Annotated in this window: 24 protein-coding genes, 1 tRNA gene and 1 pseudogene; 17 read left to right on the forward strand and 9 right to left on the reverse strand. The window is 58.9% G+C overall.

The window, feature by feature from the left end; genetic code table 11:
- Positions 1 to 24 precede the first annotated feature (24 nt).
- Positions 25 to 501 carry a MarR family winged helix-turn-helix transcriptional regulator gene (locus tag DU506_RS15295; RefSeq protein ID WP_220254407.1) on the forward strand — a complete coding sequence of 159 codons (477 nt, stop codon included), beginning with the start codon at positions 25 to 27 and terminating at the stop codon, positions 499 to 501.
- Here the strand turns inward: DU506_RS15295 and DU506_RS15300 are convergent.
- Positions 491 to 1,030, reverse strand: a complete 540-nt coding sequence (locus DU506_RS15300) for a VOC family protein (RefSeq protein ID WP_114487767.1) — start codon at positions 1,028 to 1,030, stop codon at positions 491 to 493. The genes DU506_RS15295 and DU506_RS15300 overlap by 11 nt on opposite strands.
- 251 nt (positions 1,031 to 1,281) lie before the next feature.
- Between DU506_RS15300 and DU506_RS15305 the strand changes: the two genes are divergently transcribed.
- From DU506_RS15305 to DU506_RS15320, 4 genes are all read left to right on the forward strand, one after another.
- A complete protein-coding gene (locus tag DU506_RS15305; protein WP_114487768.1) occupies positions 1,282 to 2,640 on the forward strand; it encodes a Na+/H+ antiporter family protein in 1,359 nt (452 codons plus the stop codon).
- A gap of 158 nt (positions 2,641 to 2,798) precedes the next feature.
- A complete protein-coding gene (locus tag DU506_RS15310; protein WP_114487769.1) occupies positions 2,799 to 4,355 on the forward strand; it encodes an ATP-binding protein in 1,557 nt (518 codons plus the stop codon).
- Positions 4,356 to 4,489: 134 nt separating this feature from the next.
- Positions 4,490 to 4,864, forward strand: coding sequence for a thiol-disulfide oxidoreductase DCC family protein (locus DU506_RS15315; protein ID WP_114487770.1), 375 nt, complete (start codon positions 4,490 to 4,492; stop codon positions 4,862 to 4,864).
- Positions 4,865 to 4,995: 131 nt separating this feature from the next.
- Positions 4,996 to 5,307, forward strand: coding sequence for a Rieske (2Fe-2S) protein (locus DU506_RS15320; protein ID WP_235825678.1), 312 nt, complete (start codon positions 4,996 to 4,998; stop codon positions 5,305 to 5,307).
- 6 nt (positions 5,308 to 5,313) lie between these two features.
- Here the strand turns inward: DU506_RS15320 and DU506_RS15325 are convergent, their stop codons facing one another.
- Positions 5,314 to 6,285 carry a LysR family transcriptional regulator gene (locus DU506_RS15325; protein ID WP_114487772.1) on the reverse strand — a complete coding sequence of 324 codons (972 nt, stop codon included), beginning with the start codon at positions 6,283 to 6,285 and terminating at the stop codon, positions 5,314 to 5,316.
- Positions 6,286 to 6,399: 114 nt separating this feature from the next.
- On the opposite strand from DU506_RS15325, the gene DU506_RS15330 reads away from it, so the two are divergent.
- Complete coding sequence (locus DU506_RS15330; RefSeq protein WP_114487773.1) at positions 6,400 to 7,341, forward strand: sodium-dependent bicarbonate transport family permease; 942 nt, start codon at positions 6,400 to 6,402, stop codon at positions 7,339 to 7,341.
- A 9-nt stretch (positions 7,342 to 7,350) separates the two neighbouring features.
- Here the strand turns inward: DU506_RS15330 and DU506_RS15335 are convergent, their stop codons facing one another.
- The gene (locus DU506_RS15335; RefSeq protein ID WP_114487774.1) at positions 7,351 to 9,429 is read right to left on the reverse strand and encodes a TonB-dependent receptor family protein; all 2,079 of its coding nucleotides are present in this window, start codon (positions 9,427 to 9,429) and stop codon (positions 7,351 to 7,353) included.
- A gap of 123 nt (positions 9,430 to 9,552) precedes the next feature.
- On the opposite strand from DU506_RS15335, the gene DU506_RS15340 reads away from it, so the two are divergent.
- From DU506_RS15340 to DU506_RS15365, 6 genes are all read left to right on the forward strand, one after another.
- Positions 9,553 to 10,494: a cobyrinic acid a,c-diamide synthase gene (locus tag DU506_RS15340; protein ID WP_114487775.1), complete on the forward strand. Its 942-nt coding sequence runs from the start codon at positions 9,553 to 9,555 to the stop codon at positions 10,492 to 10,494.
- Between the two features lie 180 nt (positions 10,495 to 10,674).
- Positions 10,675 to 11,880, forward strand: a complete 1,206-nt coding sequence (locus DU506_RS15345) for a toxic anion resistance protein (protein WP_114487776.1) — start codon at positions 10,675 to 10,677, stop codon at positions 11,878 to 11,880.
- 90 nt (positions 11,881 to 11,970) lie between these two features.
- Positions 11,971 to 13,284 carry a peptidoglycan-binding protein gene (locus DU506_RS15350; protein WP_114487777.1) on the forward strand — a complete coding sequence of 438 codons (1,314 nt, stop codon included), beginning with the start codon at positions 11,971 to 11,973 and terminating at the stop codon, positions 13,282 to 13,284.
- A gap of 230 nt (positions 13,285 to 13,514) precedes the next feature.
- Positions 13,515 to 13,832: a type II toxin-antitoxin system HigB family toxin gene (locus tag DU506_RS15355; RefSeq protein ID WP_114487778.1), complete on the forward strand. Its 318-nt coding sequence runs from the start codon at positions 13,515 to 13,517 to the stop codon at positions 13,830 to 13,832.
- Positions 13,829 to 14,248, forward strand: a complete 420-nt coding sequence (locus tag DU506_RS15360; protein ID WP_114487779.1) for a helix-turn-helix domain-containing protein — start codon at positions 13,829 to 13,831, stop codon at positions 14,246 to 14,248. Before DU506_RS15355 ends, DU506_RS15360 begins: the two co-directional genes overlap by 4 nt.
- A 78-nt stretch (positions 14,249 to 14,326) precedes the next feature.
- The gene (locus DU506_RS15365; RefSeq protein ID WP_114487780.1) at positions 14,327 to 15,904 is read left to right on the forward strand and encodes an ATP-binding protein; all 1,578 of its coding nucleotides are present in this window, start codon (positions 14,327 to 14,329) and stop codon (positions 15,902 to 15,904) included.
- Positions 15,905 to 15,956: 52 nt separating this feature from the next.
- On the opposite strand, the gene DU506_RS15370 is transcribed toward DU506_RS15365, so the two are convergent.
- Positions 15,957 to 19,460 carry a DEAD/DEAH box helicase gene (locus DU506_RS15370; RefSeq protein ID WP_181870783.1) on the reverse strand — a complete coding sequence of 1,168 codons (3,504 nt, stop codon included), beginning with the start codon at positions 19,458 to 19,460 and terminating at the stop codon, positions 15,957 to 15,959.
- A gap of 623 nt (positions 19,461 to 20,083) precedes the next feature.
- Here DU506_RS15370 and abiEi point away from each other — a divergent pair.
- The 4 genes from abiEi to DU506_RS15395 all read left to right on the forward strand — a co-directional run bounded on the left by abiEi (position 20,084) and on the right by DU506_RS15395 (position 22,332).
- Entirely contained in the window at positions 20,084 to 20,623 is a 540-nt protein-coding gene (abiEi, locus tag DU506_RS15380; protein WP_114487782.1) for a type IV toxin-antitoxin system AbiEi family antitoxin, read from the forward strand.
- Positions 20,610 to 21,542 (forward strand): nucleotidyl transferase AbiEii/AbiGii toxin family protein, encoded by a 933-nt coding sequence (locus tag DU506_RS15385; protein WP_114487783.1) that lies wholly within the window; start codon positions 20,610 to 20,612, stop codon positions 21,540 to 21,542. Before abiEi ends, DU506_RS15385 begins: the two co-directional genes overlap by 14 nt.
- A gap of 203 nt (positions 21,543 to 21,745) precedes the next feature.
- Complete coding sequence (locus tag DU506_RS15390) at positions 21,746 to 22,000, forward strand: AbrB/MazE/SpoVT family DNA-binding domain-containing protein (protein ID WP_114487784.1); 255 nt, start codon at positions 21,746 to 21,748, stop codon at positions 21,998 to 22,000.
- Positions 22,000 to 22,332, forward strand: a complete 333-nt coding sequence (locus DU506_RS15395) for a type II toxin-antitoxin system PemK/MazF family toxin (protein WP_114487785.1) — start codon at positions 22,000 to 22,002, stop codon at positions 22,330 to 22,332. The genes DU506_RS15390 and DU506_RS15395 overlap by 1 nt, the downstream gene beginning before the upstream one ends.
- Before the next feature lie 168 nt (positions 22,333 to 22,500).
- Here DU506_RS15395 and DU506_RS21725 read toward each other — a convergent pair.
- Positions 22,501 to 22,569 (reverse strand) — tRNA-Leu (locus DU506_RS21725).
- A gap of 343 nt (positions 22,570 to 22,912) precedes the next feature.
- Here DU506_RS21725 and DU506_RS15400 point away from each other — a divergent pair.
- Positions 22,913 to 24,478 carry an ATP-binding protein gene (locus tag DU506_RS15400; RefSeq protein ID WP_114487786.1) on the forward strand — a complete coding sequence of 522 codons (1,566 nt, stop codon included), beginning with the start codon at positions 22,913 to 22,915 and terminating at the stop codon, positions 24,476 to 24,478.
- 157 nt (positions 24,479 to 24,635) lie between these two features.
- Here the strand turns inward: DU506_RS15400 and DU506_RS22545 are convergent, their stop codons facing one another.
- The 4 genes and pseudogenes from DU506_RS22545 to DU506_RS15415 all read right to left on the reverse strand — a co-directional run.
- Positions 24,636 to 24,764, reverse strand: coding sequence for a hypothetical protein (locus DU506_RS22545; RefSeq protein WP_268877333.1), 129 nt, complete (start codon positions 24,762 to 24,764; stop codon positions 24,636 to 24,638).
- A gap of 21 nt (positions 24,765 to 24,785) precedes the next feature.
- Positions 24,786 to 25,481, reverse strand: a complete 696-nt coding sequence (locus DU506_RS15405; RefSeq protein ID WP_114487787.1) for a hypothetical protein — start codon at positions 25,479 to 25,481, stop codon at positions 24,786 to 24,788.
- 138 nt (positions 25,482 to 25,619) lie between these two features.
- Positions 25,620 to 26,060, reverse strand: a complete 441-nt coding sequence (locus DU506_RS15410; protein WP_114487788.1) for a hypothetical protein — start codon at positions 26,058 to 26,060, stop codon at positions 25,620 to 25,622.
- A 28-nt stretch (positions 26,061 to 26,088) separates the two neighbouring features.
- Positions 26,089 to 26,190, reverse strand: a pseudogene (locus tag DU506_RS15415) (IS5/IS1182 family transposase); the annotation flags it as partial.

Raw genomic sequence — 26,190 nt, forward strand, 5'->3', positions numbered from 1 at the left:
CCACTTACTACCGGACGCCAGATCGTGACTCATTCGGATACTCCCCAACTGACATTGAAGCGTTTCTTCCCCTACCGCCTCGCCAATCTGCAGGCAGCCGTGAGTGCCGCTGTGGGGCGGTTGTATACTGGGCGTTTCAATCTGACGCATCAGGAATGGCGGGTGCTGGCGACCCTCAGCGAATATCCCGAGCTTTCCGCCAAGGATATCGCGATCCATACCAATCTTGAAAAAATGCAAGTGAGCCGGGCGATTTCCCGCATGACCGAGCACGGGCTTCTGTTCCAGCAACCGGCAGCGCATGACCGGCGCTACCTGCGCCTGCAACTGACGGAAAAAGGCCTGCAAACTTACCGGGATATCGTACCGTTGGTACTGGAAAGAGAGGCCTACCTGCTGGACGCGCTGAGCGCTGAGGAACGACAACTGCTCGATGGGTTGCTCGACAAGCTGCTGGAACGCACCCACCAGCTTGCCGAGCAGGACAGACTCAAGGAGTGAATTCTTCCTCGTGCAGCCAGGCGGCATGCTTGGGTGCTTTCTTGGTGACCGACCATTCTTCGATCATGGCGGGGGCGACTTCCTTGAGCTGCTTCATCTGCTCCGCCGTGCCTTTCACGTAGGTCAGCTCCAGTCGGTGGCCATTGGGGTCGAAGAAGTAGATCGAGCCGATGATGCCGTGCTCAGTCGGGCCAATCACGTCCACGCCCTTGGCCTCCAGTTCGGCCTTGGCTTCCAGCAGCGCCTTTTCATCCGCTACCTGAAAGGCAATGTGCTGCACCCATTCCGGGGTATTGGGGTCCCGGCCCATGGGAGGCGAATTGGGAATTTCGAAAAACGCCAGAATATTGCCTTGGCCCGCATCCAGAAACAGATGCATGTAAGGGTCCGGTTCCTTGGTGGAAGGTACCCGGTCTTCGGCAATCGCGACCAGAAAATCCATGTTGAGCTTGTCCTGATACCACTCGACGGTTTCCTTGGCATCGTTACAACGATAGGCCACATGGTGAATCTGCTGGATATTGATCATGTGCTGCTCCGGTTGCTTGTTGTTGGTTACCTGACGTGTTCTGGTGACCCCAAGAATATAGTAACAAACGTTACTACCTGCAAATACTTTCTTGCGTGGCCAGCATTTTCGAGAGGCCGAAGGCTCAACGCCAGGGGAATGAAAGGCTGGTTACTGGCGCCCTGTCCCAGATAACCGCTAAACTGCGCGGCCTCTTTTCCCCTCCAAGAAAGCGGGGGGAGCTACCCACCCCTTCGAGTTACAAGAGTCTTATGAATGCCATTGTTCTTGCCATCCTGGTCATGGTTGGCCTAAGTCTTGCCCGGGTTTCCGTGGTGTTTGCGCTGATTATCGCAGCCTTGGTAGGCGGCCTGTATGCCGGCATGCCTCTGGACGAGATTCTCGATTCCTTCAACGACGGCCTGGGTAACGGCGCGACCATTGCGCTGTCTTACGCGGTGCTCGGTGCTTTCGCCGTGGCGCTGTCGCGTTCGGGCGTCACCGAGCTACTCGCCAGCCGTGCCATCCACCGCCTTAATCTCAACGATTCCAAAAGCGCTACCGGCGATAACCACCGTTTGATCATTTACACCCTGCTGGCAGCACTATTGGCGGCATCGGTCAGTTCACAGAATTTGATCCCGGTGCATATCGCCTTCATTCCGGTGCTGGTGCCGCCCCTGCTCAAGCTCATGAATCACCTCAGGCTCGACCGGCGGGTGGTTGCCTGTGTGATCACCTTCGGTATCACCGCGCCTTACATGTTGCTGCCGGTGGGTTTCGGCTCGATCTTTCTGAATGACATTTTGCTGGCCAATCTCAACGAAAGCGGTGCCGAGCTAGGCCTGGAAGTAACCCGGCAGATGGTGCCCATGGCGATGGTGATTCCCATCGGTGGAATGGCATTGGGGCTGGCTGTCGCGGTGTTATTCAGTTATCGCAAGAAGCGCGATTATGAAGACCGGGACCTGGCCCATGGCGATGAGACGCCCGCCGAGGCGGCACGCCATCTCGCCACCTGGCAAAAGGTTGTGCTGCTGGCCGCGCTGATCGGGACCGTCACCGTTCAGCTACTCAGCGGTTCCATGGTGCTCGGTGGCATCTTCGGCTTCGCGCTGCTCTCGGTAAGCGGCGTGTTCCGCTGGCATGAGCAGGACGGTATTTTCACCGAAGGCATGCGCATGATGGCCCTGGTCGGCTTCATCATGATTTCGGCGGCGGGCTTTGCCAGCGTGATGCAGGCCAGCGGCGAAGTGGAAGGCCTGGTCGCAAGCTCCGCCGACTTGATCGGGGACAACAAGGGGCTTGCCGCCTTGGTGATGCTGCTGGTGGGCTTGTTCATCACCATGGGCATCGGCTCCTCTTTCTCGACGATTCCGATCATCGCCTCTCTCTATGTGCCGTTGGCACTGAGTTTCGGCTTCTCACCGATGGCGACCATTGCACTGGTGGGTACCGCTGCGGCCCTGGGGGATGCCGGTTCTCCGGCCTCGGACTCAACGCTCGGCCCCACCGCCGGCCTGAATGCCGACGGCCAGCATGACCATATCTGGGACAGCGTGGTGCCCACCTTCCTGCACTATAATATCCCGCTGCTCGCCTTCGGCTGGGTGGCCGCGATGACCCTGTAACTCTGCCGCACCTTGCACCAAGCAGCGCTCGCCGTTGACATTCGGCGGGCGAGAGCCCCAGGGAAAGCAGGCGTTTCTCATGCCGCCCTCTGGCACACCCTGGCAGCATGCTAAGATAGCCATACCAGCGCCCCAGCAAGCAACAGGAGCGACATAAAATGAGCGCGAAACGCAAGCTACCCATCGGGGTGCAGACCTTCGCCGACATGGTCAACGGTGAGTACTACTACGTCGACAAGACGCCGCAGATTCGCCGACTGATCGATCAGGGTAAATACTATTTCTTGTCGCGCCCTCGTCGTTTTGGAAAGAGCCTGCTGGTGGACACGCTGAAGGAACTGTTCGAGGCTAACGAGCCGTTATTTCGGGGGCTGTATATTCACGACAAATGGGATTGGCAAGTCCGTCATCCAGTGATTCGGCTGAGTTTTGCCGATGGCGTATTGCAAAGTCGTGACGCCCTGGATGAACGTATCCGCGACCAGCTGTTCGTCAATCGACAACGACTCGGAATTTCACTTACCCGCGATACTGATATTCCCGGGGAGTTCTCAGCCCTCATTCGTCAGACACATCAGCAATATGGCCAACGCGTAGTAGTGTTGATTGACGAGTACGACACACCCATCCTGGATAACATCACCGAGCCCGATGTGGCGCGGGAGTTACGCGAAGGGTTGAAGAATCTTTACTCCGTGCTCAAGGATGCCGATCCCCATCTGCAGTTCTGTTTGCTCACTGGTGTCTCCAAATTCAGCAAGGTCAGTCTATTCTCGGGCCTGAACAACCTGCGTGACATTACCCTCTCTCAGGACTACACCACTATCTGCGGCTATACCGACGTGGATCTCGATAGCGTGTTTGCCCCCGAGCTTACCGGACTGGATCGCGCTGAGATCAAGCGCTGGTATAACGGCTATCGATGGGGCGATAGCAGCACCACCTCGGTCTACAATCCCTTCGATGTGTTGCTGTTGTTCCAGGAGCGCAAATTCGCTCCTTACTGGTTCGAAACCGCTACCCCCGCTTTTCTGGTCAAGTTGCTCGCCGAACGAGGCCTCTACACGCCGCAGTTCGAGAAGCTTCAAACCGAGGCGGAATTACTCGGCCGCTTCGATGTGGATGAGATTACCACCGAAGCTCTACTGTTCCAGACGGGTTACCTGACGGCACATCAGGTCGAGGAACCCATGACCGGCTATTGGCTCTATACGCTGGGCTATCCCAACCGCGAAGTGGAGTCCAGCCTTAACCAGGCGCTGCTCCCTGCACTGGGCGTTCGGGAAAGTCCACGTCAACGTCTATCGCTTTTCCGGTTACTGCAGGCTAATGACATGGCCGGCCTGGAAAAACACTTCAAGGCGCTCTATGCCAGCCTCCCCCATGACTGGTATCGCAACAACCCTATCGCTCAATATGAAGGCCACTACGCCAGTGTCTTCTATAGTCACTTCGCGGCGCTGGGCCTGGATATCGTGGTGGAAGACGCAAGCAATGTCGGCAAAATAGACATGAGCGTCGATTTCAACGGCCATCTATATTTATTTGAATTCAAGGTGGTGGAGCAAGTGCCGGAAGGCAAAGCGCTGCAGCAAATCAAAGACAAGGGCTACGCTGAGAAGTACCAGGCCCAGGGTAAACCCATTCATTTGATTGGGGTGGAATTCTCACGCGAGCAGCGCCAAGTGGTCGCCTTTGCGCATGAAATGGGTTGAAGCGGATCAACTTTTACCAAGTCCACTGGCAAGTGAATGATCAGCGCGTTGACATCCTCCTCCCTCAACGTCTTAGGACGTTGACACTGGTCTAAGGCGCCTTGCCCTTTGAACGCTCCACCCAGGAGATAACCATGACCCAGCCGACGACGCTTTACGTTTATTACGACGCCAAATGCCCCGGTTGCCGCCGGGACAGGCAGCGCTACGAACGGCTTGCCGGCAGCCAGGCGAAGGGTATCGAATGGGTGGATGTAACCGACAATGCAACGCTGCTGCGCGAGCGAGGAGTGGACCCGCAAGAGGCCCTTTTATCGCTGCATGTCGAAGATGAGCAGGGACGGATCTACAACGGCCTCGATACGTATATCTTGCTGATGAACCGCGCGCCCAGGCTCAAGCCATTGGCCTGGCTGATCGGGCTTCCCGGCATCAAGCCAATGTTGAGCGGGTTCTATCAGCGCTGGGTAAAGCGTCGCCTAGCCCGCCAAGGGCGCCTGCCCGAGTGAGTGAGTGAGTGAGCTTATTTTTCTGAATTCATTGATAACCAACCAAGCATCGAGAGCAGCGTATGTCCCAATCATGGCAGAGTTATCGGAGCGCCCCTTCCCCGGGCACACGCCTCGTAAAGGAGGAGGAGTTGCTGCCCAACAGCACGCTTAGCCTCACGCTGGAAAATGAAAAGGGACGTTTTCCACTTCTACTGATCAAGCTGGAATCCACGCTTGTCGCCTATGTCAACGCCTGTCCCCACCAGTACTTGCCGTTGGACCAGCGCGGCAAACGTATTCTGAGCCAAGACGGCGAGATTTTGCGCTGCACCAACCATGAGGCGAGTTTTTCAACACGGACCGGCGAAGGCGTCGGTGGCCATGGACTGGGGTGTGCCCTGGATGCTGTGCCAGTCAGCGTCGAAGAAGATGGCTGGGTAGTGATCGCTAATCCTGCGTAAATCACGCTAATCTTCTTCCAACCTGAACGGTAACGCCTCGAACAGCGTGGCCAGTTCGTTGCACACGAATCGCGGCTCGATCCACTCTTCCAGATGATCCCGGGTGTACTGCAGGAAACGCTGGGCCGGCTGCGGCAGGCGGCGATCACTGCGTATTATCAGCTGCCAATGGCTTTCGATCGGCAGGCCCTCTACCCGCAGTACCGCAAGCTCGGGATGCTCCTTGGGCAACACATGCTCAGAGAGCACCGCCACGCCCATCTGGGCTCCTACCGACACCCGAATCGCCTCGTTACTGGCCATTTGCAGGGTCGAACGCATCACCAAACCGTGCTCCTGCAGCCAGCTTTCCAGCAGCATCCGCGTGGCCGAACCCGGCTCGCGCAGCAACAAGCGTTCGTTGAGCAGCTGTTCCATCGAGAGCACCCCTGGCGCTTGAGCCAACGGATGCGCGGTAGAGGCAATCGCCACCAGCGGGTTACGCATGAAGCGGGCGGCCACCGCATGGTCCAATGCAGGCGGGTGGCTGAACACATAGATATCGTCTTCCTGGCGCTCGAAGCGGGTCAGCATCTGGCGGCGGTTGCCGATATGCACCGTCACATCGACGTCTGGGAAGGCATGACTGAAAGGCCCCAACAGGCGTGGGAGCACGTACTGGGCGGTATTCACCAGCGCAATGCTGAAGCGTCCCTTGCTGCCTTGCTGCAGCGCCCCCAGCTGATCGGCGAAATCCTCGAAACGGCCGAGTACGTCGCGGCTCGCCTGGTAGAGCGCTTGGCCGGTGTCGGTCGTCCTGAGTCCCTGGGCATGATGCTCCAGCAAGGGGCCGCCCACCGCTTCGCTCAGCCGCTTTAGCTGTTGAGAGACCGTGGGCTGGGTGAGGTGGAGTTGCCGCGCCGCTTCGCTGATGGAGCCGCAGCGCACCACGCTGACATAGACCTGCAACAGTCGAAAGGTGAGATGGCGGATATTCATCGTAATAAACTCATATAGAACATCATCTATGCTAAAAACCCGATTTATTATTAGTCGACTAAGCCCACCATGGGCAAACTCCTGCACCAAATCAACTCGCGGAGCGATGTACCCATGCCTGATATCGTGGTGATGTTTTTTCTGCTGGGCTTGGTGGCCGGCGCAGTGAAGTCCGACCTGCAAGTCCCTAAGGCCACCTACGACACTCTCAGCCTGTTGCTGATGCTGACCATCGGCTTGAAAGGCGGCATGGCGCTACACGGCAACCTGCACTGGGGGCTGGTGCCGGAGCTTGCCGGCGTTGCGCTCCTTTCGGCGCTGATTCCGCTGATGCTGATGCCGGTGCTGCGCCGCCTGGTGCAGCTTTCGGCGGCCGACAGCGCCAGTATCGGGGCGCACTACGGCTCGGTGAGCGCGGGTACCTTTGCCGTTGCGCTGGCTTACGTCGAAGCGCGCGACCTCCTGGTAGGCAGCGAGGTCACCCTGTATCTGGTGGCGATGGAGCTGCCCGCGATCATGATCGCCATTGCACTGTTTCGCCGCCATCAAGGGGCCGAAGTCAACGAGAGCGTCAGCAAGCTATGGCACGAAACCCTGACCAACCGCGGCGTGATACTGCTGGGCGGCGGCGTGCTGATCGGTGCGCTCTATGGACCTGTCCAGGGAGGCGAGGTAACCGCACTGTTCACCAATGCCTTCAAGGGCGTGCTGGCGCTGTTTTTGCTGGAAATGGGGCTGACCGCCGCCCAGACGCTGCGCCCGTTGCCTTGGCACCACTGGCGCCTGCTGACGTTTGCCATCGTCACACCCCCACTATTGGCGATGCTGGGTATCGCCATGGGCGTGGCCTTGGGTCTGCCGATCGGCTCCGTGGTGATACTCGCGGCCCTGACCGCCAGCGCCTCTTATATTGCCGCGCCGGCGGCGATGCGCGCGAGCATTCCCCAAGCCAATATCGGCCTTGCGATGCTGGCATCGCTGGGCGTGACCTTCCCGCTCAACGTCATGATAGGCATACCTTTTTATCACGTCCTGATTGAGAAAATGATGGGTTGAGGCCACGTCTCAGAAGCCAAGCGCCAGCCCAGCGTAGAAGGTGCGGCCGGCGGCGGGTTCGTAGAAGCGCCCGCCGAAAGCGTTGATCCGCACGTTCTCGAAGTAGGCCTCCTCCAGGAGATTTCGGATACCCAAGTTGAGGGCGAGGCGCGTATCGCCGCCACCCAGCCGCCAAGCGTCGCCGCCGCGCAGGTTGACCACCCAATGGTCGTCCACCGCCACCTCGTTAGCGTTCTCGGCGTAGTAGTCGCCGGTGTACTGGGTCTCCAAGGTAGCAAAGCGCTCGCCGTCGCCGTACCAGGTCAGGCTGTTGTGCCAGACTTGCCGGGGTTGCCCTGGCAAGCGGTTGCCGGCGACATCCCGGTCGCCGTCAGTAAAGCGGTCGAAGCGGTAATCGGCGAGGGTTAGGGCGCTGGTGAGTCGCCAGGCCAGCGAGGGGCTCCAGTCCAGGCTCAGCTCGATGCCATCCCGCGAGGTCTTGCCGGCATTCTCGTAGTAGGTGCGCCCATCATCGGCCTCGAAGCCAATCAGCTCGTCGTCGACGTCTACCGAGAAGGTGACAAGCTCGTAGTAGATCCCGTTGCTGAAGTTGCCGCGCAGCCCGGCCTCACGATTCAAAGCGCTCTGAGGCTCGACCTGCGGGTTGAAGCCGCCGCCGCCATCCGGGCGGGCGAACTCGGTGAAGGTCGGCGTCTCGAAGGCGTTTCCGATGGTAGCGTAGGCCTGGTGGTTGAGGTGGTAGCGATAGCTCAGTCCCAGGCTTCCGGTCCACTCGCGGAAGGTCCGTTCTCCGCTGTCATCACGCCCGTCCTCCAGGAACCGGTCGTCGATGTTCATGCGTACTTGGTCATGGCGAAGCCCGGCGCTGAGTTCCAGGGCCTCGGTAAGGCCCAGTTCGCTTTGCAGGAAGACCCCCGCCGCGGTGGCTTTTTGCTGCTCGTCAGCGGTTCTTGCGATCACCCTGCCCCGCCCATCCACGGCATGACGACCGCGGTCATCCTCCTGGCGCGCCAGATCGATACCAGTGATGTAGCGCAGCGGCCGGTCGCCTAGGGTGGTGGCCCCGGTGTAGTTGGCACCGCCACCGTAGTAGAGGCGCTCATAGTCGATCAGGCTGCTGCCGGGGAAGGGTAGCTGCTGTTCGAAGTCTCGGCGGCTGAGAAAACCCTGCAGCTCGAGTTCGCCGCCGATGAAGCCGCGGTCCGCGTAGCGCAGGCCGATTAGCTGCTGGGCTACCTCCTGACCGGCATCCAGCGCGACGGCCACGTCGCGGGCTTGACGCGGATTCTCGGCGGCCTCCTCCAGGGTGAGGGCACTAGGGTCTTCGGCGGTCGGCATGTCGAGAAGGTTGACCAGCGCGGTGAGGGTACGGTCGTCGCCCAGACGATAGCCAACCTGGGCATTGAGCAGGCGCTTATCCACCGCGCTCTGCTGTCGATAGCCGTCGTAGTCTAGCGCCGAGACACTGATACTGTGCACCCAGTTGCCGCTCTCGCCGCCCTGGCGAAGGGAAAGCTTCTTGAAGTCGTCGCTGCCACTCTGAAGCTTGACTAGCGGCGAGTAGCGCATCTTGCGGCCATCGCCGGTGGTAATGTCGAGCACGCCGCCGGCGGCGTTGCCGTAAAGTACCGAAGAAGGACCCCGGATCACCTCGATGCGCTCGACGCTGTCCAGGTCCACAGCATCGATCTGGGCCTGACCGTCGGGCAGGGTGTAGGGAATGCCGTCGACACGGATATGCAGCCCGCGGATGCCGAACGTACCCCGCGCGCCGAAACCCCGGCTCGAGATACGCTGCCCTTGGGCGAAGTTATCGCGGTTTTGCAGGAACATTCCCGGAACCCTCACCAGCGCCTCGTCCAGACGAACGCCCTGCCGTCCCCGCTGAATTTCCTCGCGAGTCAGTACCGATACCGCCGCGGGGGTGTCATAAAGGCTACGCTCCAGGCGCGGCGCGCTGATGGTGATAGTCGGCGGCTCCATGACATCATCATTTTCGATGGATTCCTGCTGGGCCATGGAGGTGACACTTCCTGCCAGCATGACGCCGGCTGCCAGGCCTATGCAGATGCACTTCTTGTCAGGCATGTTGTTCTTTCCTCCCTGGAGCAGTGGGCATTGCGAGTACTGTGTCTAACTGTTGCTTATCGTCCCGGCTTGGTTGCTCTACACTCAGGGTTTGCGTTCTATGGACAAAGGATAGTCGTATCAATGTTGGGATTCCTGCAGGGATTTTCCTATGGCCTCTTCATGACCTGCCTGCCCTGGCTACTGGTTGGCCTCTTCAATCCCGCCCTGGCCCTTCCGATGTCGGCCCCCGGGCGGTTGCAGGTGATCCTGCGCTATTGCCTGGTGGTTCCCTTCATCAGCATGCTGCTGTGGCTGACCTCCCTGTGGGGCGGTTTCAGCCCCAGCCTGCTTGGCTGGCTGGCCGGCATCGTCGCCATTCCCGTGGCGCTGCCTGTCGAGCGAACGCTGCGCGGCTGGCTGGCCCGCCGCCGCGAGCGTCGCCGGGAGGCCCAAAGCGTGGCCGAGGCACGCAAGCGCCGTGAGCAGGAGGAGCGTAAGGCCTATGAGGCCGGGGTAACCGTGCTCGATCCGGCAAGGCCGCCCGAGGGAGCTGATGACCTGGTGCTGGCCATGTGCCGGGCCAAGCAAAGCTTGCTGGTGGTTAACCGCCCTGACCTGGCGATCCAGGCGGACCGCCTCTACAGCCGCTACCGTCATGTACTGGACGTGCTGAGTGGCCGATTCCACAGTGGCGAACTGACCTTCGAGCGTTCGCGCGGCCTGGTGACCCAGGTCTGTCTCGGTGCGGTGGATACCCTGACCACCATGGCGTCTCAGGCGCGCGGGGTGGTCAGCGTGGACGGTGACTACGTGCGGCGTCGCCTGACCCGGGAGGGCAAGCGGTTGAGCGAGGAGGAACGTACCGCCCTGGTACGGCGCCTGGATTTGCTGGTGGAGACCGAACACCGGCTGAGTGAGCTCTCCGCCCGCATCGAATCGGCCTTGACCGTGCTCGACGATACCGCTGTTTCCATGGCGCGCATCGAGACGGCTCGCCCCCAGGCATCGGTCACCACCGAGAAGGCACTGGAGGACCTGCGCCGCTTCGTCGAGGGCGCCGATCGTTACACGCGCAAGGATTGAACAGCCGTCCGATGGTACTGTGCAGATAGTTACGGTGCAGATAGCACTTTGTAGATAGCACTTTGTAGATAGCACTTTGTAGATAGTGACTGTGTAGATAGTGACTGTGTAGATAGTACCGTGACGGCCTTCACAACGGTCTTTTTAATCGCTCACTTTTAATCGCTCAGGAGGTGCCCCATGGCCCAGCAATCCGATGGTGACCGTCGCCTCTCCCTGCCACCGGTGGACGAGATCGCCGGCCAGTTGGGGGCGAGCCAGGCCGACTCGGTCGAGCCCGATGACCATGACATCGAACGTGACATCGACCCCGAACTCGAGGCGATGGCCGAGCGCTTCGTCGAGGAAGTGCTCACCGAGGGTAACGAGGAATCAATAGTTCGCCAGCGGCGTGCCGTGGACGAGATGGGTCTGGAGTTGCAACAGCAGGCCGCGCATCGTAGCGCCATGCTGCAGACGCCGTTGCGCAAGCTGGCTCACCAGGGCGACGAGGGTGGGCCGGTGGCCAAGGCGCTGGTCGATCTTCGCGGGCGTATGGAAGGGCTCGATCCCGCTCGCCATCGCCTGGCACCGAGTGCCCTGGACCGCGTCCTGGCGATCATTCCCGGCATCGACAGCCGCCTGCAGCGCTATTTCCAGAAGTTCGAGAATGCCCAGCAGGCGCTGGACGCGATCATCGAGGACCTGAAAGGCGGTCGCGACATGCTGCATCGTGACAACCTCACCCTGAGCGATGACCAGCAGGCCCTGCGCGATATCCTGCGCGAGCTGAACCGCCAGATCGCCCTGGGCCGCTTGATCGATCGCCGCCTGCAGGACGCTATCGCCGCTCGCGATGCCGATGATCCGCGGCGTCGCTTCCTAGAGGAAGAACTGCTCTTTCCCCTGCGTCAACGGATCGTCGATCTGCAGCAGCAACTGGCGGTGAGCCAGCAGGGCGTGCTGGCGCTGGAGGTCATCATCCGCAACAACCGGGAACTGATGCGCGGCGTGGACAGGGCCATCAACGTGACCGTCTCGGCCCTCACCGTGGCGGTGACCGTGGCCATGGCCATGGCCAATCAGCGCCTGGTGCTGGATCGCGTCGAAGCCCTCAACACCACCACGTCGCAGATGATCCGCGGGACCGCCAAGGCCCTGCGCCAGCAAGGCGTGGACATCCAGAAGCGGGCATCCGGCGCGATGCTCGACATGCAAGCGCTCGAGGAGGCCTTCGGTGAGGTGATGGGCGCAATCGATGATCTCTCGACCTATCGCCAGGAGGCCCTGCCCCGGCTGGATGAGCAGATCGACCGCCTGGCGACCTTGTCTAGGCAGGGAAATGCGTCCATCGAGCGACTCCGAGAGGGTAGCGAGGCGCAACCACTGGATGGTCGCGACTTCTAGCTGATCATCAACAATGGCAAGGCAGCACGGTGAGCCTTACCTCAGCGGCTGAAGGTCGAAAATATCACCCCAATTCACTGGAGATGCCCCATGATCATCATCAAAGGACTTGTGTTTCTGCTCCTTCTGTCCGGTCACGCCGCACTGGCCAACGCCGATTACGCCGACGGGATGCGCTACTACGAGCGGCAGGAGTATCGCCAGGCGCTGCAGGAATTCGGCAAAGTGGCCCGTAGCGGCGATGCCGATGCTCAGTACATGCTGGGTCGCCTGCACGAGGCCGGCAGCGGGACACCCCAGGACTTCGTGCAGGCTCACCAGTGGTACAACCTGGCGGCGGCCCGCGGCCACCGCCATGCCGCCGAGGCGCGCGATTCTCTGTCCGAACGCATGACCTCCGGACAGATTGCCGAGGCCCAGCGGGCGGCACGTGCCTGGCAGCCGGAAGAGGAGCCTTCTTCACAGGCGACACCGCGATCGCGTCCCGATATCGAGACCCTGTCGGATCGGCAGGGTGTGGCTGAGATACAGCGCGAACTCAACCGCATCGGCTATGATGCCGGCCCGGCGGATGGTCTCATGGGAAGCCGCACCCGCAACGCGATACGCGAATACCAGGCCGACATCGACATGGCCCGGGACGGCAATGCAACGGCGGAGCTGCTGAAACGCCTGCGCCAGACGGAACGAGAAGAGATGACGGCAGCCTCCGAGCCGCCGCCCACCGCCTCACCCCGGGTAGCCCTGCAGGACGACTTCAGCGACGGCGATTACCGTCGTAATCCATCCTGGACGGTAATCAGTGGCGACTTCGAGGTCGATCAAAATGGATTGCGCAGCATCGTGGAGACGCAGCGGACGACCGGTCGCGAATCACGCAAACTCAGCGCTGAACGGCCGGAGGAGATCGGCCTGGCAATGCTAGAGTTGATCCTCGATCAGACGGGTAGCGCCAGACGGAACGGGGCTCCCACCCCCGCAGAGCCGGCACGCATCTTCGTCAATGCACCGGTCGACAATGCCTTCAGGATCGAGCTCGAGCTCGCTTCCCGCGAGCGGCCGGGCAGTCTGGAACTGGGGCTCTTCCAAGGCAACCGGCCCAATGGCACTGGCTATCGACTGGTCTACTCTCCCGGCTCGCGCCCGGGGCTCAGTCTGGTCAGGCTGACGTCTGGAAGCGTCGAGGTGGTTGCCCGTCACGAAGGCAGGCTCGACCTCGAGGACGGTGGGTTCCACACCATCACCTGGACCCGTGACGAGAACGGAACGATGCAGGTTCATTTGGATGACCAGCGTCTGCTGCGGATTCAGGACACGGGACTGCGCGATCGCTTCCAGGGCTTCGTGCTGGCCAATCAGGGGGGCGACTACACCCTGGGCCGGGTGCAGCTCGAGGATTACTGAGCCGAGCAGCCGCATTTTTTCCTAACCCAACTGCAGGATGGGAGGCCGCTTCAGCGGGCGAGGGGTTTCAGGCTCAGCCACCCAAAACATCGTGCGATAAATCGCCCTCCCACCCTATATAAGCCTTGGAAGCGAAGCCGACGCGGCAATTCCAAGCCTGACAGACCGCTCGCCATGTTGACAAAAAGGAAACTGATGAACTAATCTGCTGTCACTGTTCAGGAGGGGCGATGCGAATAGTCACAAAAAAAGTCTTCGACGAGGCAACCAAGAAATACCCGAACGATGCACCCTCGATACAACGAACATACAAGTTACTGAGATCCGAAAGCTTCCAGTCACCAGATGACCTCAAGAAGGCACTCCCGAGTCTGGATAACTTCCGCTACAAGGACCGTTGGTGGATCATCGACATTGCTGCTGGAAACAGCCTGAGACTGATCGCCTTTATCTCATTCGAGCAACAGATTCTATACGTGAAGCACATCACAACACATGCCGAATACGACAAACTTTGCCGTCGGTATGCCAAGGAGGCCGATAAATGAACGCCATCGCCTACCTCGAAGAAGCCAAGGCTGTTTTCCGAGCCGTTCCGTTTCTGTCACGCATCCACTCCGAAGAAGAGTATCAGGCGGCGCTGACCATCGTTGAGGACTTGATTGACGACTTTGACAACAACACTGCCCTTATCGAGCGCCTGACCGATGCCATTGAGGAGTGGGAGAACACCTCAGAGACATTCGCCGAGTTCAACGCCGGCGTTCAGTCCCAAGACGCCGTGGATATGCTCAGGTTCCTGATGGATCAGCACGGGCTTGGTGTTGCGGACCTGCCCGAAATCGGCAGCAAGTCGCTGGTCTCCAAGATCCTCAACCGCAGGGGACGAGACCTTACCCGTCGCCATATCGAAGCTCTCTCCAAGCGCTTCGGCGTCAGCCCCGCCCTGTTTTTCACGAGGTAAGCACGGCCTGCCCCATTCTTCAGCATGCTAGACTCCTCGCCAACGTAACATGAACGGTTTCGCCTTTGGAGGGCCTGCATGTCATCCACCCATCGCCGCAAGCTCCCCGTTGGAATTCAGACTTTTTCGGATATCCGCGAAGGCGATTACTATTACGTGGATAAAACGCCGTTCATTGAGCGCTTGGCCAACCAGAACAAGTACTACTTCCTCTCCCGCCCCCGGCGGTTCGGCAAGAGCCTGCTGCTGGATACGTTGCGCTGCCTGTTTGAAGGCCGTAAATCTTTATTTGAAGGCTTGTACATTCACGATAAATGGAACTGGCAAACCCAGTACCCTGTCGTGCGCTTAAGCTTTGGTAGCGGTGTTGTGAACAGCCGCCAGGACCTGGATGCAAACATTCGCTATCAGCTGCAACAGCAGCGAGCGAGCCTGAATATTGAGACACCGCTTCCCGAGCGAATTGCCGACGACTTTGCCAACCTCGTAGAGCATGCTCACCGTGGCCATGGTCAGCGGGTCGTGGTGCTGATCGACGAGTACGACAAGCCGATTCTGGATAACCTGCTCAATCCCGAGCTTGCTCGCGAGCTGCGTGAAGGGCTGAAGAATCTTTATAGCGTGCTCAAGGACGCCGACCCGCACCTGCATTTTGTGCTGCTCACCGGCGTCTCCAAGTTCAGCAAGGTCAGCCTGTTTTCGGGGCTGAACAACCTGAATGATATTACGCTGGATGCACCTTTTGCGGCCATTTGCGGCTACACCGACCATGATATTGACACCGTGTTTGCGCCGGAGCTGCCTGGTCTTGACCGCGAGGACATTCGCCGCTGGTACAACGGCTACCGCTGGGGCGGGCAGGACGTTGAGGCGGTCTACAACCCCTTCGATGTGCTGTTGCTGTTACAAAAGCGCAAATTCAGCCCTTACTGGTTCGAGTCCGCCACGCCGACATTTCTGGTGGATCTACTTAAGCAGCGTGGCGTATTTACGCCGGCGTTGAGTCAACTGCAGACGGAAGCCGAGTTACTGGGGCGCTTTGACGTCGACCATATCGCCACCGAAGCGCTACTGTTCCAAACCGGCTACCTGACGGTACATGCAGTAGAAGAACCCATGACCGGCTACTGGCTCTATACGCTCGGCTACCCCAATCACGAAGTGGAAACCAGCCTCAACCAGGCACTTTTACCGGCACTGGGCGTACACGAGCCACCCAAGGAACGATTGACGCTGTTTCGTACCCTGCAACGCCATGACCTCGGCGCCCTGGAAACCCACCTAAAGGCCCTCTACGCGGGGCTACCCCACGACTGGTACCGCAATAACCCCATTGCCCGTTATGAAGGCCACTATGCCAGCGTGTTCTACAGCCATTTCGCCGCGCTGGGCGTCAACGTGACGGTGGAAGATGCCAGCCACCACGGCAAGGTGGACATGAGCGTCGACTTTGGTGGTCATATCTACCTGTTTGAATTTAAGGTCGTTGAGCAGTTGCCGGAAGGTAAGGCATTGGCGCAAATCAAGGCCAAAGGCTACGCCGACAAACACCGTGCTTCCGGCAAGCCGATTCACCTGATTGGGGTGGAGTTTTCCAGCGTTGAACGGCAGATCGTCGCGTTTGAGGTGGAAACGCTTGGCCCTGACGCAGGCTAAGCTCGGCATCAACACACCTCGCAAACCCTACGCCTTCACGCTGGGAGGGCAGCTACGCCACCGGTGCGAACAGCAGCGCCAGGTCTTCCTCGTCGAACAGCGGGCCGTCATTCTGGCGTTCGGCACCGCCTTCCAGGATGGAAGCGGCCAGATCCGCCTTGCGCGTCTGCAAGTCGTGGATGCGCTCCTCTACGGTGCCGGCACACATCAGCTTGTAGACAAACACCGGGTTCTGTTGGCCCATGCGGTGTACACGGCCTGTCGCCTGAGCCTCCACCGCCGGATTCCACCAGGGATCATAGTGAATCACGGTATCTGCCGCAGTAAGGTTGAGCCCGGTGCCCCCGGCCTTGAGGCTGATCAGAAATACCGGAATCTCACCCTGCTGAAATAGCGCCACTCGCTGTGTCCGGGTCTTACCGGGGGTATCGCCCGTCAGGGTGGTGTAGGGAATGCCGTCTTTCTCCAGCGCCTGGCCGATCAGCCCAAGCATCTCGGTAAACTGGGAGAACACCAGGATGCGCCGCCCCTCTTCAATCAAGGGCGGCAACAGCTCACGCAGTTGTTCCAACTTAGCCGAGCGTTTTATCTTTTTGGCACTGTCGAGTTTGACCAGCCGCGGGTCACAGCATACCTGGCGCAGCTTGAGCAGCGCGTCGAGCATCACGATGCCGGAGCCGGCCAGTCCGCGTTCGGCAACGGCTTGCTGCACGCGTTGGTGCTGGGCCAGACGCAGGCTCTCGTAGAGCTCGCGCTGAGCACCGCTCAGGATGATCTCGCGACGCGTCTCGGTCTTCTCCGGCAGCTCGCCAAGCACCTGCTGTTTGGTCCGGCGCAGCATCAGCGGCGCCAGGCGTCGAGATAGCTGCTCGCGGAGCGCGACATTGCCCTCTTTCTCGATAGGCGTGCGAAAGCGCTGACCAAACCATTGCTGGCTGCCCAGCGCCCCCGGCGCCACGGCATCCAGTTGAGCCCATAGTTCACCCAGGTGGTTCTCCAGCGGCGTGCCGGTCATCGCCAAGGCACGCTTCGTATTAAGAGCGCGCACCGCCCGAGCGGTCTGGCTGGCCGCATTCTTGATCGCCTGGGCTTCATCGAGTACCAACAGGCCGAAGGCCGTCTCGCCTAAACGCTCAAGATCGCGGATCAGGAGCGCATAGGTGGTGATCACCAGGTCGGCATCGGGCAGCGCCTCCTCGAACTGGCGCTCGCGCTGGGCCTTGCCACCTTGCAACGCCACCACCTGGAGATCCGGCGCGAAGCGCGCTGCCTCGGCGCACCAGTTACCCACCAAGCTCGTGGGGGCGATCACCAGGGTCGGTCCATTGAGCGCGCCGCGGGCACGCTCGTCGAGCACATGCGCCAGTACTTGCACCGTCTTGCCAAGCCCCATGTCATCGGCCAGGATGCCGCCGGTGCCGAGCTCGGCAAGAAAACGCAGCCAGGCCAGGCCGCGGGACTGATAGTCGCGCAACTCGCCCGCGAAACCGGGTGGCTTGGGTAGGCTCGCAGGTAGCTCGCGTAGGCGCTGCGCCAAGGCGCTCACTTCCTCACGACCTGCCCAGCGCTCGTGCTCGGCCAAGGGCGCCACTTTCTCGGCGGCGGTCAGTGGCAGCCTCACTGCCGATTCGGAGTCGCGCTCATCGCCCAGCCAATCCAGAATCGGTGCCATCAAGGCGCGCAGCCGGGACAGGGGTAGGGTCAAGCGGCGATGCTCGTCCAGTTCCAAGGTCCAGCTCGCGTCATGGGCTTCATCTTCACGGGGCTCTAATGGGAAATCCTCGCGCTTGAGCAATTGACGCAAAATGGGCAGAAGGTTAAGCCGCTCGCCTTCCACCTCGATGTCCAACGCCAAATCGAACCAACCGTTGCCGGCCGGTTCCAGTTCGCCGTACCACGCTTCGGGTTCGAGATAGGTTGGCTCTTTAGGGAAATCGTCACTGAATTCGATCAGGCAACCCGCTTGGCGCAACCTCTCGATCATCTCCCACCATTGATCAGGGTCGGCGAGGTGCGTTGGCCACTCTGCCGCATGTGCTGGCGGCGTACCGTCCTTAGGCAGCAGCAACGTCCAGGGAGGCAGTTCCAGATGCTCGGGTACCGCGTCCATCTCGGCCAGTTGCTCAAGGGTCACCATGCCCGAGGGCAAGTTACGCACCAGGGACCGCTCCGCCTTGGTGTCGCGCGGGATCGTCAGCCGCCGTCCATCCCGGTAGCCTTTAGCGATGTCGCCTTCTTCCGGCGCTACCTCAATGCCTTCATAGTCGAAGCTCACCACGCCGGCACCCGCCTGGATCCAGCGTGGCAGTGGCGCACCATGGCGAAAGCCAATCTGACCTTCCGCCACACACATGGTCACCTTGAGCCGGGGGGCTACCTCCTCCAGCCGTTGCTCCTCCACCCGGGTAGGTGCCGGCAGTCGATCAGCGAGTGTCGGCGCCTGGCGAAGCCGCTCGCCCAGCCATTCACTGATCTCCGGTGGCAGCGGCGGCGAGTGGCGCAGCTTGTCCAGCAGCTCGGGAGCGCCGTCCATTCGACCGAACTGCCCACGCTCGGGGTCGAGATAGCAGAGGCCACGTCCGATCCTGGCGATCACCGCTTCGGATGAGAGGGCACCTTCTGGCGCTGTGGTCGGCTGCAGGCGCTGTATTCCCTCACTGTCCGCTTGCCAACTGGGGGCCAACTGGCATGTGGATCCAAGCTTAAGCAGGGTGCCCGTCTGCTTGCGATGAAACAGCAAAGGGGGCGTCTCACTCTCCAATAACGCCCATAAGGCCCGGGCCTGAAAAGGATGTGACACCAGTGCCCACAGGCGCTGCGTGCTTGACCACGTCACTTCGTGCTCGCCGTGCATCAGCTGATCGATGGCCTCCTCCTGCTCGGGGAGCCAGCCCGCCTCGGGTGCCGGCAACAGCGTTCCCGAGGGAGTTACGTCGATAGCGCGTGGTGAGACCCAGCCGTTACCGCGGGTCTTCTGCTTGGAGGGACGCAGCCACACGGGCAGCACCGAGAGGACAGGCGTCTGGCCAACCCGCTCACGACTGTCCAGAAACAGCGCAAGACGATACGCTGCCTCAACATGGCTTTCATCGTCCATGGGTTCCGAAGGCTGCGCCAACGCCTTGATCCACTTTTCCCAGCGCTGCTTAAGCGATTCCTCGTCGGTCTTGCCCGAGGTGCTGGGGTATGGCTGACGCTCTGCGAAAGCCTTGGGTCCATTACCCATTTGGTTCAAGAACACCCGGATAAGCGCGACGGCATGCTTACACCCGACGCCCACCGGACAGCTACAGTCGGTAATGAACTCCTCATCGAGCCCAATAATGCTTATCGTGACCTCGGTCTGATAAGGCCTCCTCTCGCTCCCCTCCACGTCTCCTAACAGCGTCAGCCACTCCTCGTCACGCTCCAACCTCAGCTCACCCAGCACGCGACCCTGCTGAGCATAACGCTTGCCGCGCTGCAGCGAATTGGAGTCGAAGAAACCCTGCCAATCATTCTGTTGGAGGGCAATAAACAGCGCCATGGCGTCATTCGCGCGGAGATGATCAGACACAGGAACCTCATGGAGATAGAAAGAAATGTAGTGGTCGACAGCCCTGGGTGTTTGGTCCCGCAAGAAAGTGGTTTGGCTCATCATGAAATCTTTGAGGCTCTTTTGCCACTGTCCAATAATAACGCAGACGGCAGCTGCGGCGCACATTAGCGCGTCCGCTGACCTGGCTTATTAGCAGAGATATCCTTGAGACCACCGGAGACATACTTATGCAGGACAATGAATACCAGAGACTGATAGGGAGCGCTTCCTCCAACGCCCGACGCTGAAGTGCTTCCAGATCCTGACTAGAAATTCGGATATTGATCCGCTTGTCTTTCTTGAACGTTCCTTCAGCTACCGCTCATTAGGGGAAACCTAGCAAATTGTGTGCCTATCGGCATCTTTCCAACAGGTACCAGACCGCACCCTTCCACCTTATATCAGCCTATATCTCAGCTACTTACCTCTTTCTAGATCAGCTAAACCATCAAGCTGTAACACTGGTAAAACGTGAGTTAGCCAGCGAGTAATTGGCCTTGGCATGGATTGATCAGCGCGAAGAAAACGGGAACGCTCGTAGACACCTTTGACAGAGACAAGTATACATATAAACTAAACTTATATAGTCCAGGCGTTTACTTATGAACCAGATGACGGCATTACATCGACTGGCCACATGGGATAAAGCCGGGCGCTATATCTTCACGCTGGGTGACTTGGCCAAAGTGTTTCACGAAGACAGTCCCAAGACCCTGCAGGAAGGCGTGAACCGCCTGCGTCGGCAAGGTGTCCTCGAAGGGGTTGCTCGCGGCATCTATTGTTACGCTTTTTCTCGCACGTCAGATCCGCACCGGCTCGAACGTATCGCCCGTACTATGCGTCGTGGAGAGTACAATTATGTATCGCTGGAATCCGCACTATCCGAGTACGGCGCCATATCGCAAATCCCTGTCGATCGCCTGACCGTGATGACAACAGGCCGAAAAGGCACCTATCGTACTCCCTATGGCACGCTAGAATTCACTCATACGCGCCGTCCTGTCAGGGATTTGGTAACGCGCATGCGAGACATCGGCCGCCCTATCAAGATAGCAACGCCTGCCGCTGCCTGGGCTGACCTAAAGCGCGTCGGACGGAATACTCACCTGGTCGATACGGAGATGCTGAATGGTCAAGATTGAACCGGCTGATTTTGACACGCTAGTCGCCATGGCGATGGAAGATCCCGCACGCCAAGCGATGCGACCGGTCATTGAAAAAGAGCTGTTTCACTTCGACATTCTCTTCGCTCTGGATCGTGAGGGACTGCTCGATAAATTAACGTTTCAGGGGGGCACCTGTCTGCGGCTTTGCCAAGGGTCACCTCGGTTTAGTGAAGACCTCGACTTTGCCGGTGGCTGGGCGTTTCAGTCTGACGACGTCACCTTGATCAAGACGTGTATCCAGGACTACATCAGCCATCGCTACCGCCTTGACGTGACGGTGAAAACGCCCAAGGAACTCAAGCGCGACCCTCGGTATGCGGAAGTGCGCGTCGATAAGTGGCAAGTTGCCGTCGTGACATCGCCAGCGCGGCCTGATATTCCCAAGCAGCGCATCAAGCTGGAAATCGCCAGCCTTCCCGCTTACACGCGAGAACCTTACGGCATTCATATCCACTACCCATTTTTACCGGAGGGTTATAGCGACCTGCTGGTCATGGCAGAAACGGCTGATGAGATTATGGCGGACAAGCTCGTCTCGCTAGTGAACACACAGAAGTATGTTCGTTACCGCGATATCTGGGATCTTCAATGGCTTAAGCAACAAGGAGCCGTTCCCAATCAGGATTTATTGCAGCGCAAGATTAGCGACTATAGTGTCGAATGCTATACGGATAAGGCCCGCGACATGGTGAGCCGACTTCCCGGTCTTATTTCGGGACGCGCATTTCATAACGAAATGACGCGTTTTCTTCCTGCCGACACATTAGCAAGAACCCTGGACCGCCCGCGATTTACGGACTTCCTTACCCGCGAGCTGACCACCATGTTCAACAACGTGGTGGTTGCCTTGGATGATACCAAGCCATCGCAACCACCCCCTGAGTTCACACTTTGATTCCAGCCCTTAACCCAACTGCAGGAGGCCGCTTCGCCGGGCGAGGGGTTTAAGCTTGGCCACCCAAAACATCGCGCTATAAATCGCCCTCCCACCCTATCTCAGCCCTGGAAGAGACGCGACGCAGCTTGTGGCGCGGAAGCCAGCAGGTTATATTTTTATATAACAAAACATCGATGCGCTGCCATGCGCAGGAGGCCTGTATGAGCACAACCCATCTTCGCCGTGTCGGCGGTTCCGTCATGATGTCGGTGCCGCGTGCGTTTCTGGATCAGCTGCACCTAGACGCAGGCTCCCCAGTCGAGATCGAAATCGAGCATGGACGCCTGATCATGGTGCCTGCCAAACCGACGTATTCCCTTGAGGAGCTTCTGGCCCAGTGCGACACCACGGCGGAGATGCCCGCCGATGAGCGCGAGTGGCTGGATTCCGGCCCTGCCGGGCGTGAGCTTCTGTAATGCGGCGTGGTGATATTTATCTCGTCTCGCTCAACCCCACTCGGGGCCATGAACAGCAAGGAACGCGCCCGGTACTGATCGTGTCGCCGGACGCGTTCAATCTCGCAATGGGTACGCCTCTGGTCGCGCCTATCAGCACTGGCGGTGGCTTCGCTCGATCACGAGGGTTCAGCGTTTCGCTGGACGGTGTTGGCACAGCCACAACCGGCGTTGTGCTGTGCAATCAGCTACGAACCCTGGATATCGAAGCGCGGCAAGGGCAGCGCCTGGAAAGCGTCCCTCAAGAGGTGATGGACGACGTTCTGGCGAAGCTGGCAACTTTGGTTAGCTGATGGGGCGGCCCTCTTTTCAACCTGACTTGGCTAACCGGCAGGTATAAGGCCGCTTAAGCGGGCGAGGGGTTATTTCCCAAAGTTCAATGCTGTGTCATGGCGAGGAGCGAAGCGACGTGGCCATTCTGGCATGGCGGCCATTCGCACCGCCAAAGCTGTTACTCACTAAAAATAAAGGCAGGATTTGAACCTGCGACCCTCGGCTTCGGAGGCCGTTTTCAAGCGTTCTTCTTATTGCTTCCATTACTGGAAAAATTCAAAAATAATTCATTAAAATCAAAAATTTATATTAATAATTTGCAATTTTAAGGCTTTTGGATCTATGCCACTTAACGCCGAGTTGTGACCATTGATGACACAAGCTGGCACATAGCGTGACTTTTTCGCGTCTTGATTTTGACCACTTTTGACCTTTGGCCATCACGCCATATGTGCTCTGACAACTGATCTAGCTGAGCGTTAAACGCACATAACGCCTCCGCTGAAAAACGAAGCATCATACGCACAACCTGCCCTATCTGCCACCGTGCTAAACTCACCACCAACGCAAACACGCGTACGGTTATCATGGGGGGTCAGCATGTCATCCGCTCATCGTCAGACACTGCCCATTGGCATACAGTCCTTTGAGAAGCTGCGCAAGGGTCAGTATTACTACGTCGATAAAACACCCTTGGTTCACACGATGGCCGAGACAGGCGGTTACTATTTTCTTTCCCGCCCACGGCGTTTTGGTAAAAGCCTACTGCTGGATACCTTGCGCTGCCTATTTGAAGGCCACGAAGCTTTATTTGAAGGGCTTTATATTCACGATAAGTGGGACTGGCAACAGCAGCACCCGGTGGTGCACCTCAGTTTCTCCAGCGGTATCGTCAACAGCCGCCAGGATCTGGACGCCAACATTCGCTATCAGCTGCAGCAGCAACGAGCGAACCTGAAGATTGAGACACCGCCCCCTGAGCGAATTGCCGACGATTTCGCCAACCTGATCGAGAACGCTCACCGTGTCCATGGTCAGCGAGCTGTGGTGCTAATCGATGAATACGACAAACCCATACTGGATAATATTCTTGATACTGGACGGGCTCGCGAACTGCGTGAGGGGCTGAAAAACCTCTACAGCGTGCTCAAGGATGCCGACCCGCACCTGCATTTTGTGCTGCTGACCGGTGTATCCAAGTTCAGTAAGGTCAGCCTGTTTTCGGGGCTGAACAATCTGCGTGACATCACGCTGTCATCAGACTATGCCACCATCTGCGGCTACACCGACCACGATGTCGATACCGTGTTTGCCCCAGAGCTGCCTGGGCTTGACCGTGAAGAGATTCGCCGCTGGTATAACGGCTATCGCTGGGGTGGGCAGGAAGTCCCCAGCGTTTATAACCCCTTTGATGTCCTGCTATTGCTCGAAGAACGTAAATTTAGCCCTTACTGGTTTGAGAGCGCCACGCCCACCTTTCTGGTGGACTTGCTGCAAGCGCGCGGCGTGTTCACGCCTGCGTTGAGCCAGTTACAGACGGAAGCCGAGCTGTTGGGGCGCTTCGACGTCGACCATATCGCCACGGAAGCACTATTGTTCCAAACCGGCTACCTGACAGTGCATGACGTAGAAGAGCCCATGACAGGTTACTGGCTCTATACCCTTGGCTACCCCAATCACGAAGTGGAAACCAGCCTCAATCAGGCACTGTTGCCGGTGCTGGGCGTGCAAGCGCCGCCCAAAGAACGCTTGACGCTGTTTCGTACGCTGCAAGGCCATGATCTCAACGCCCTGGAAACCCACCTCAAGGCCCTCTACGCCGGCCTGCCCCACGACTGGTACCGCAACAACCCGATTGCGAAATACGAAGGGCATTATGCCAGTGTATTCTACAGCCACTTCACCGCTCTGGGCGTGAGCGTCACTGTGGAAGACGCCAGCCACCACGGCAAGGTGGACATGAGCGTCGATTTCGGCGGGCATATCTACCTGTTCGAGTTCAAGGTGGTGGAGCAGCTGCCGGAAGGCAAGGCGCTCGAGCAGATCAAGGCAAAGGGCTACGCCGACAAACATCGTGCTTCTGGAAAGCCCATTCATTTAATTGGCGTGGAGTTTTCAAGCGCAAAGCGTCAGATCGTGGCGTTTGATGTGGAAACGCTGGGGTAGGAGGGGAAAGAGACCGACTCTGCTGGACGAGGGGCTTTCAGGCTCAACTACCCAAATACTCGCGCGGCAAGCCGCCCTCCCACCCGGTATTCAGGCTTAGCCATGGTGGGAGGCCGCTTCAGCGGGCGAGGGATTCCTGCATCATGGTGAGGAGCGCTTACCCCCGAATTTCCACGCCCTCGGGAATATTACCGGGCCAGGGGTTGATATCCACGCCGGTTACCTGGGCGGCTTCCGGGCCATTAGGTACCGCATCGCACAGCGGTTGCAGACGTTCCGCCGTCACCAGCCCCTAGAATAGGAAAACTTACCTCCCCTCGAATATCGCACGCTCGCTTGGAATCTGTGGCCCACTTTCTTGGCCCAACCAGTATCTATGCCCCGGCGGTACTGGGCCGCCCTCATTTTCCGGGCAGAGAAAACTTCGTAGTCTCCGTGAGCCCTCTAGATCGCCTATTTCTTCAAGACGTGCAATTAGGTTTTGATGTGACGACCGAACCAACAGGACGCGTTCGATCAGGGAAAGAAAAGCGTTCAGGTATAGCCGCAATGCCCTCGCGTTGCGGTTAGTGCCGTACTTGCCTTTCGGATCCGGCACATCAAACTCCGGTTCGGTGCCTCTCGCGATCCACACCGCCGCCACCAACGGGTCCAACACCGCACTCCGATAGCCCTGCCTTGACTCCTGTTTTTCCTCACCGTAGCGATCGCGCATGACATTGGGAAAGTACAGTCGCCCCTGATCGACCAGGATCGAAAGAGAAATCGCCAATTCACTGGACTGCGCAATTGCCTCAGGATGATTCAGACGATCAAAGTGAGTATGCATCCGGACCATCGTGTCAATGACACGCCCAGCCCATTCTTCAACACCGGCATTCCACTGTGCCCTATCACTGGCCACTGCCAGCCGGTAGCTCCTGGCTTGCCAGTAGTGGCTCAGAAGCCATCCACAGAGCGCAGCCAGAAACGCAATACCCGAACCAATTAGAACTTCTAACACCTCAACTCCCTGCTGCCTGAATAAAAGAAACGGATTCGCCGACCAACCCCCGCATTACTTCGCTACGTGATGACACAGGGCGACAGCCGTGGCATGTCGAGGAACGCAGCGACGTGGCCATCTCAGGCTCGGCCCCACTCACACCTTCGCTTTCCCGGCGATGACCGACTGAAACCCCGCTTCGGTAACCGGCTGTTTCTCCGCATCGACAACCTTACCCCCTAGCCGCGCCATGTCTTTCGCCAACGACACCAAGCGCACAAGCTGTAGCTTGTTCGGCGTGGAGGAACCTCGTTCTTTGAGGATTTTCACGCTCAGGCCTTTAATCGGCCACTGGTCGTTATCGTCATTGAACGAGGGTAGCTTGCCCGGTGGGTAGGCATTGACGATGTAAATCGGGTTACGCGGCGAGACCCCCGCGACGGTGAACGACTTGGACTCGCTCTCGAACACCGCGCCTGCCGAGGCGAGCACGCTGCCTATGCGTTGATTCAGCGCGGCTTCAGGGCTATCGAATACCACAAACAGCCCCCAGGCCTGCGATTTCTCATCCACCAGCACCGGTACTTCAGCGCTCACTACGGGGCTACTAGGGCCTGTTGACCTTTCACATGGGTAGCCATAAAAAACCGCAGGCCAAGGCCACCATGCTTTCGTAGTTTCGTTTGAGTTTGTCATACCGCATCGCTATCGCGCGATACGGCTTCAA

Source organism: Vreelandella rituensis, assembly GCF_003336665.1.
Classification (GTDB): domain Bacteria; phylum Pseudomonadota; class Gammaproteobacteria; order Pseudomonadales; family Halomonadaceae; genus Vreelandella; species Vreelandella rituensis.

Excerpts from the sequence above, each read along its gene's own strand:
- DU506_RS15315 (WP_114487770.1), top strand. The coding sequence starts at position 4,490 with ATGACCCAGCCGACGACGCTTTACGTTTATTACGACGCCAAATGCCCC.
- DU506_RS15355 (WP_114487778.1), top strand. The coding sequence starts at position 13,515 with ATGCGAATAGTCACAAAAAAAGTCTTCGACGAGGCAACCAAGAAATAC.
- DU506_RS15390 (WP_114487784.1), top strand. The coding sequence starts at position 21,746 with ATGAGCACAACCCATCTTCGCCGTGTCGGCGGTTCCGTCATGATGTCG.
- DU506_RS15335 (WP_114487774.1), bottom strand. The coding sequence starts at position 9,429 with ATGCCTGACAAGAAGTGCATCTGCATAGGCCTGGCAGCCGGCGTCATG.
- DU506_RS15300 (WP_114487767.1), bottom strand. The coding sequence starts at position 1,030 with ATGATCAATATCCAGCAGATTCACCATGTGGCCTATCGTTGTAACGAT.
- DU506_RS15385 (WP_114487783.1), top strand. The coding sequence starts at position 20,610 with ATGGTCAAGATTGAACCGGCTGATTTTGACACGCTAGTCGCCATGGCG.
- DU506_RS15345 (WP_114487776.1), top strand. The coding sequence starts at position 10,675 with ATGGCCCAGCAATCCGATGGTGACCGTCGCCTCTCCCTGCCACCGGTG.
- DU506_RS15325 (WP_114487772.1), bottom strand. The coding sequence starts at position 6,285 with ATGAATATCCGCCATCTCACCTTTCGACTGTTGCAGGTCTATGTCAGC.
- DU506_RS15305 (WP_114487768.1), top strand. The coding sequence starts at position 1,282 with ATGAATGCCATTGTTCTTGCCATCCTGGTCATGGTTGGCCTAAGTCTT.
- DU506_RS15350 (WP_114487777.1), top strand. The coding sequence starts at position 11,971 with ATGATCATCATCAAAGGACTTGTGTTTCTGCTCCTTCTGTCCGGTCAC.
- DU506_RS15340 (WP_114487775.1), top strand. The coding sequence starts at position 9,553 with ATGTTGGGATTCCTGCAGGGATTTTCCTATGGCCTCTTCATGACCTGC.
- DU506_RS15395 (WP_114487785.1), top strand. The coding sequence starts at position 22,000 with ATGCGGCGTGGTGATATTTATCTCGTCTCGCTCAACCCCACTCGGGGC.
- DU506_RS15330 (WP_114487773.1), top strand. The coding sequence starts at position 6,400 with ATGCCTGATATCGTGGTGATGTTTTTTCTGCTGGGCTTGGTGGCCGGC.
- abiEi (WP_114487782.1), top strand. The coding sequence starts at position 20,084 with ATGAACCAGATGACGGCATTACATCGACTGGCCACATGGGATAAAGCC.
- DU506_RS15365 (WP_114487780.1), top strand. The coding sequence starts at position 14,327 with ATGTCATCCACCCATCGCCGCAAGCTCCCCGTTGGAATTCAGACTTTT.
- DU506_RS15310 (WP_114487769.1), top strand. The coding sequence starts at position 2,799 with ATGAGCGCGAAACGCAAGCTACCCATCGGGGTGCAGACCTTCGCCGAC.
- DU506_RS15360 (WP_114487779.1), top strand. The coding sequence starts at position 13,829 with ATGAACGCCATCGCCTACCTCGAAGAAGCCAAGGCTGTTTTCCGAGCC.
- DU506_RS15400 (WP_114487786.1), top strand. The coding sequence starts at position 22,913 with ATGTCATCCGCTCATCGTCAGACACTGCCCATTGGCATACAGTCCTTT.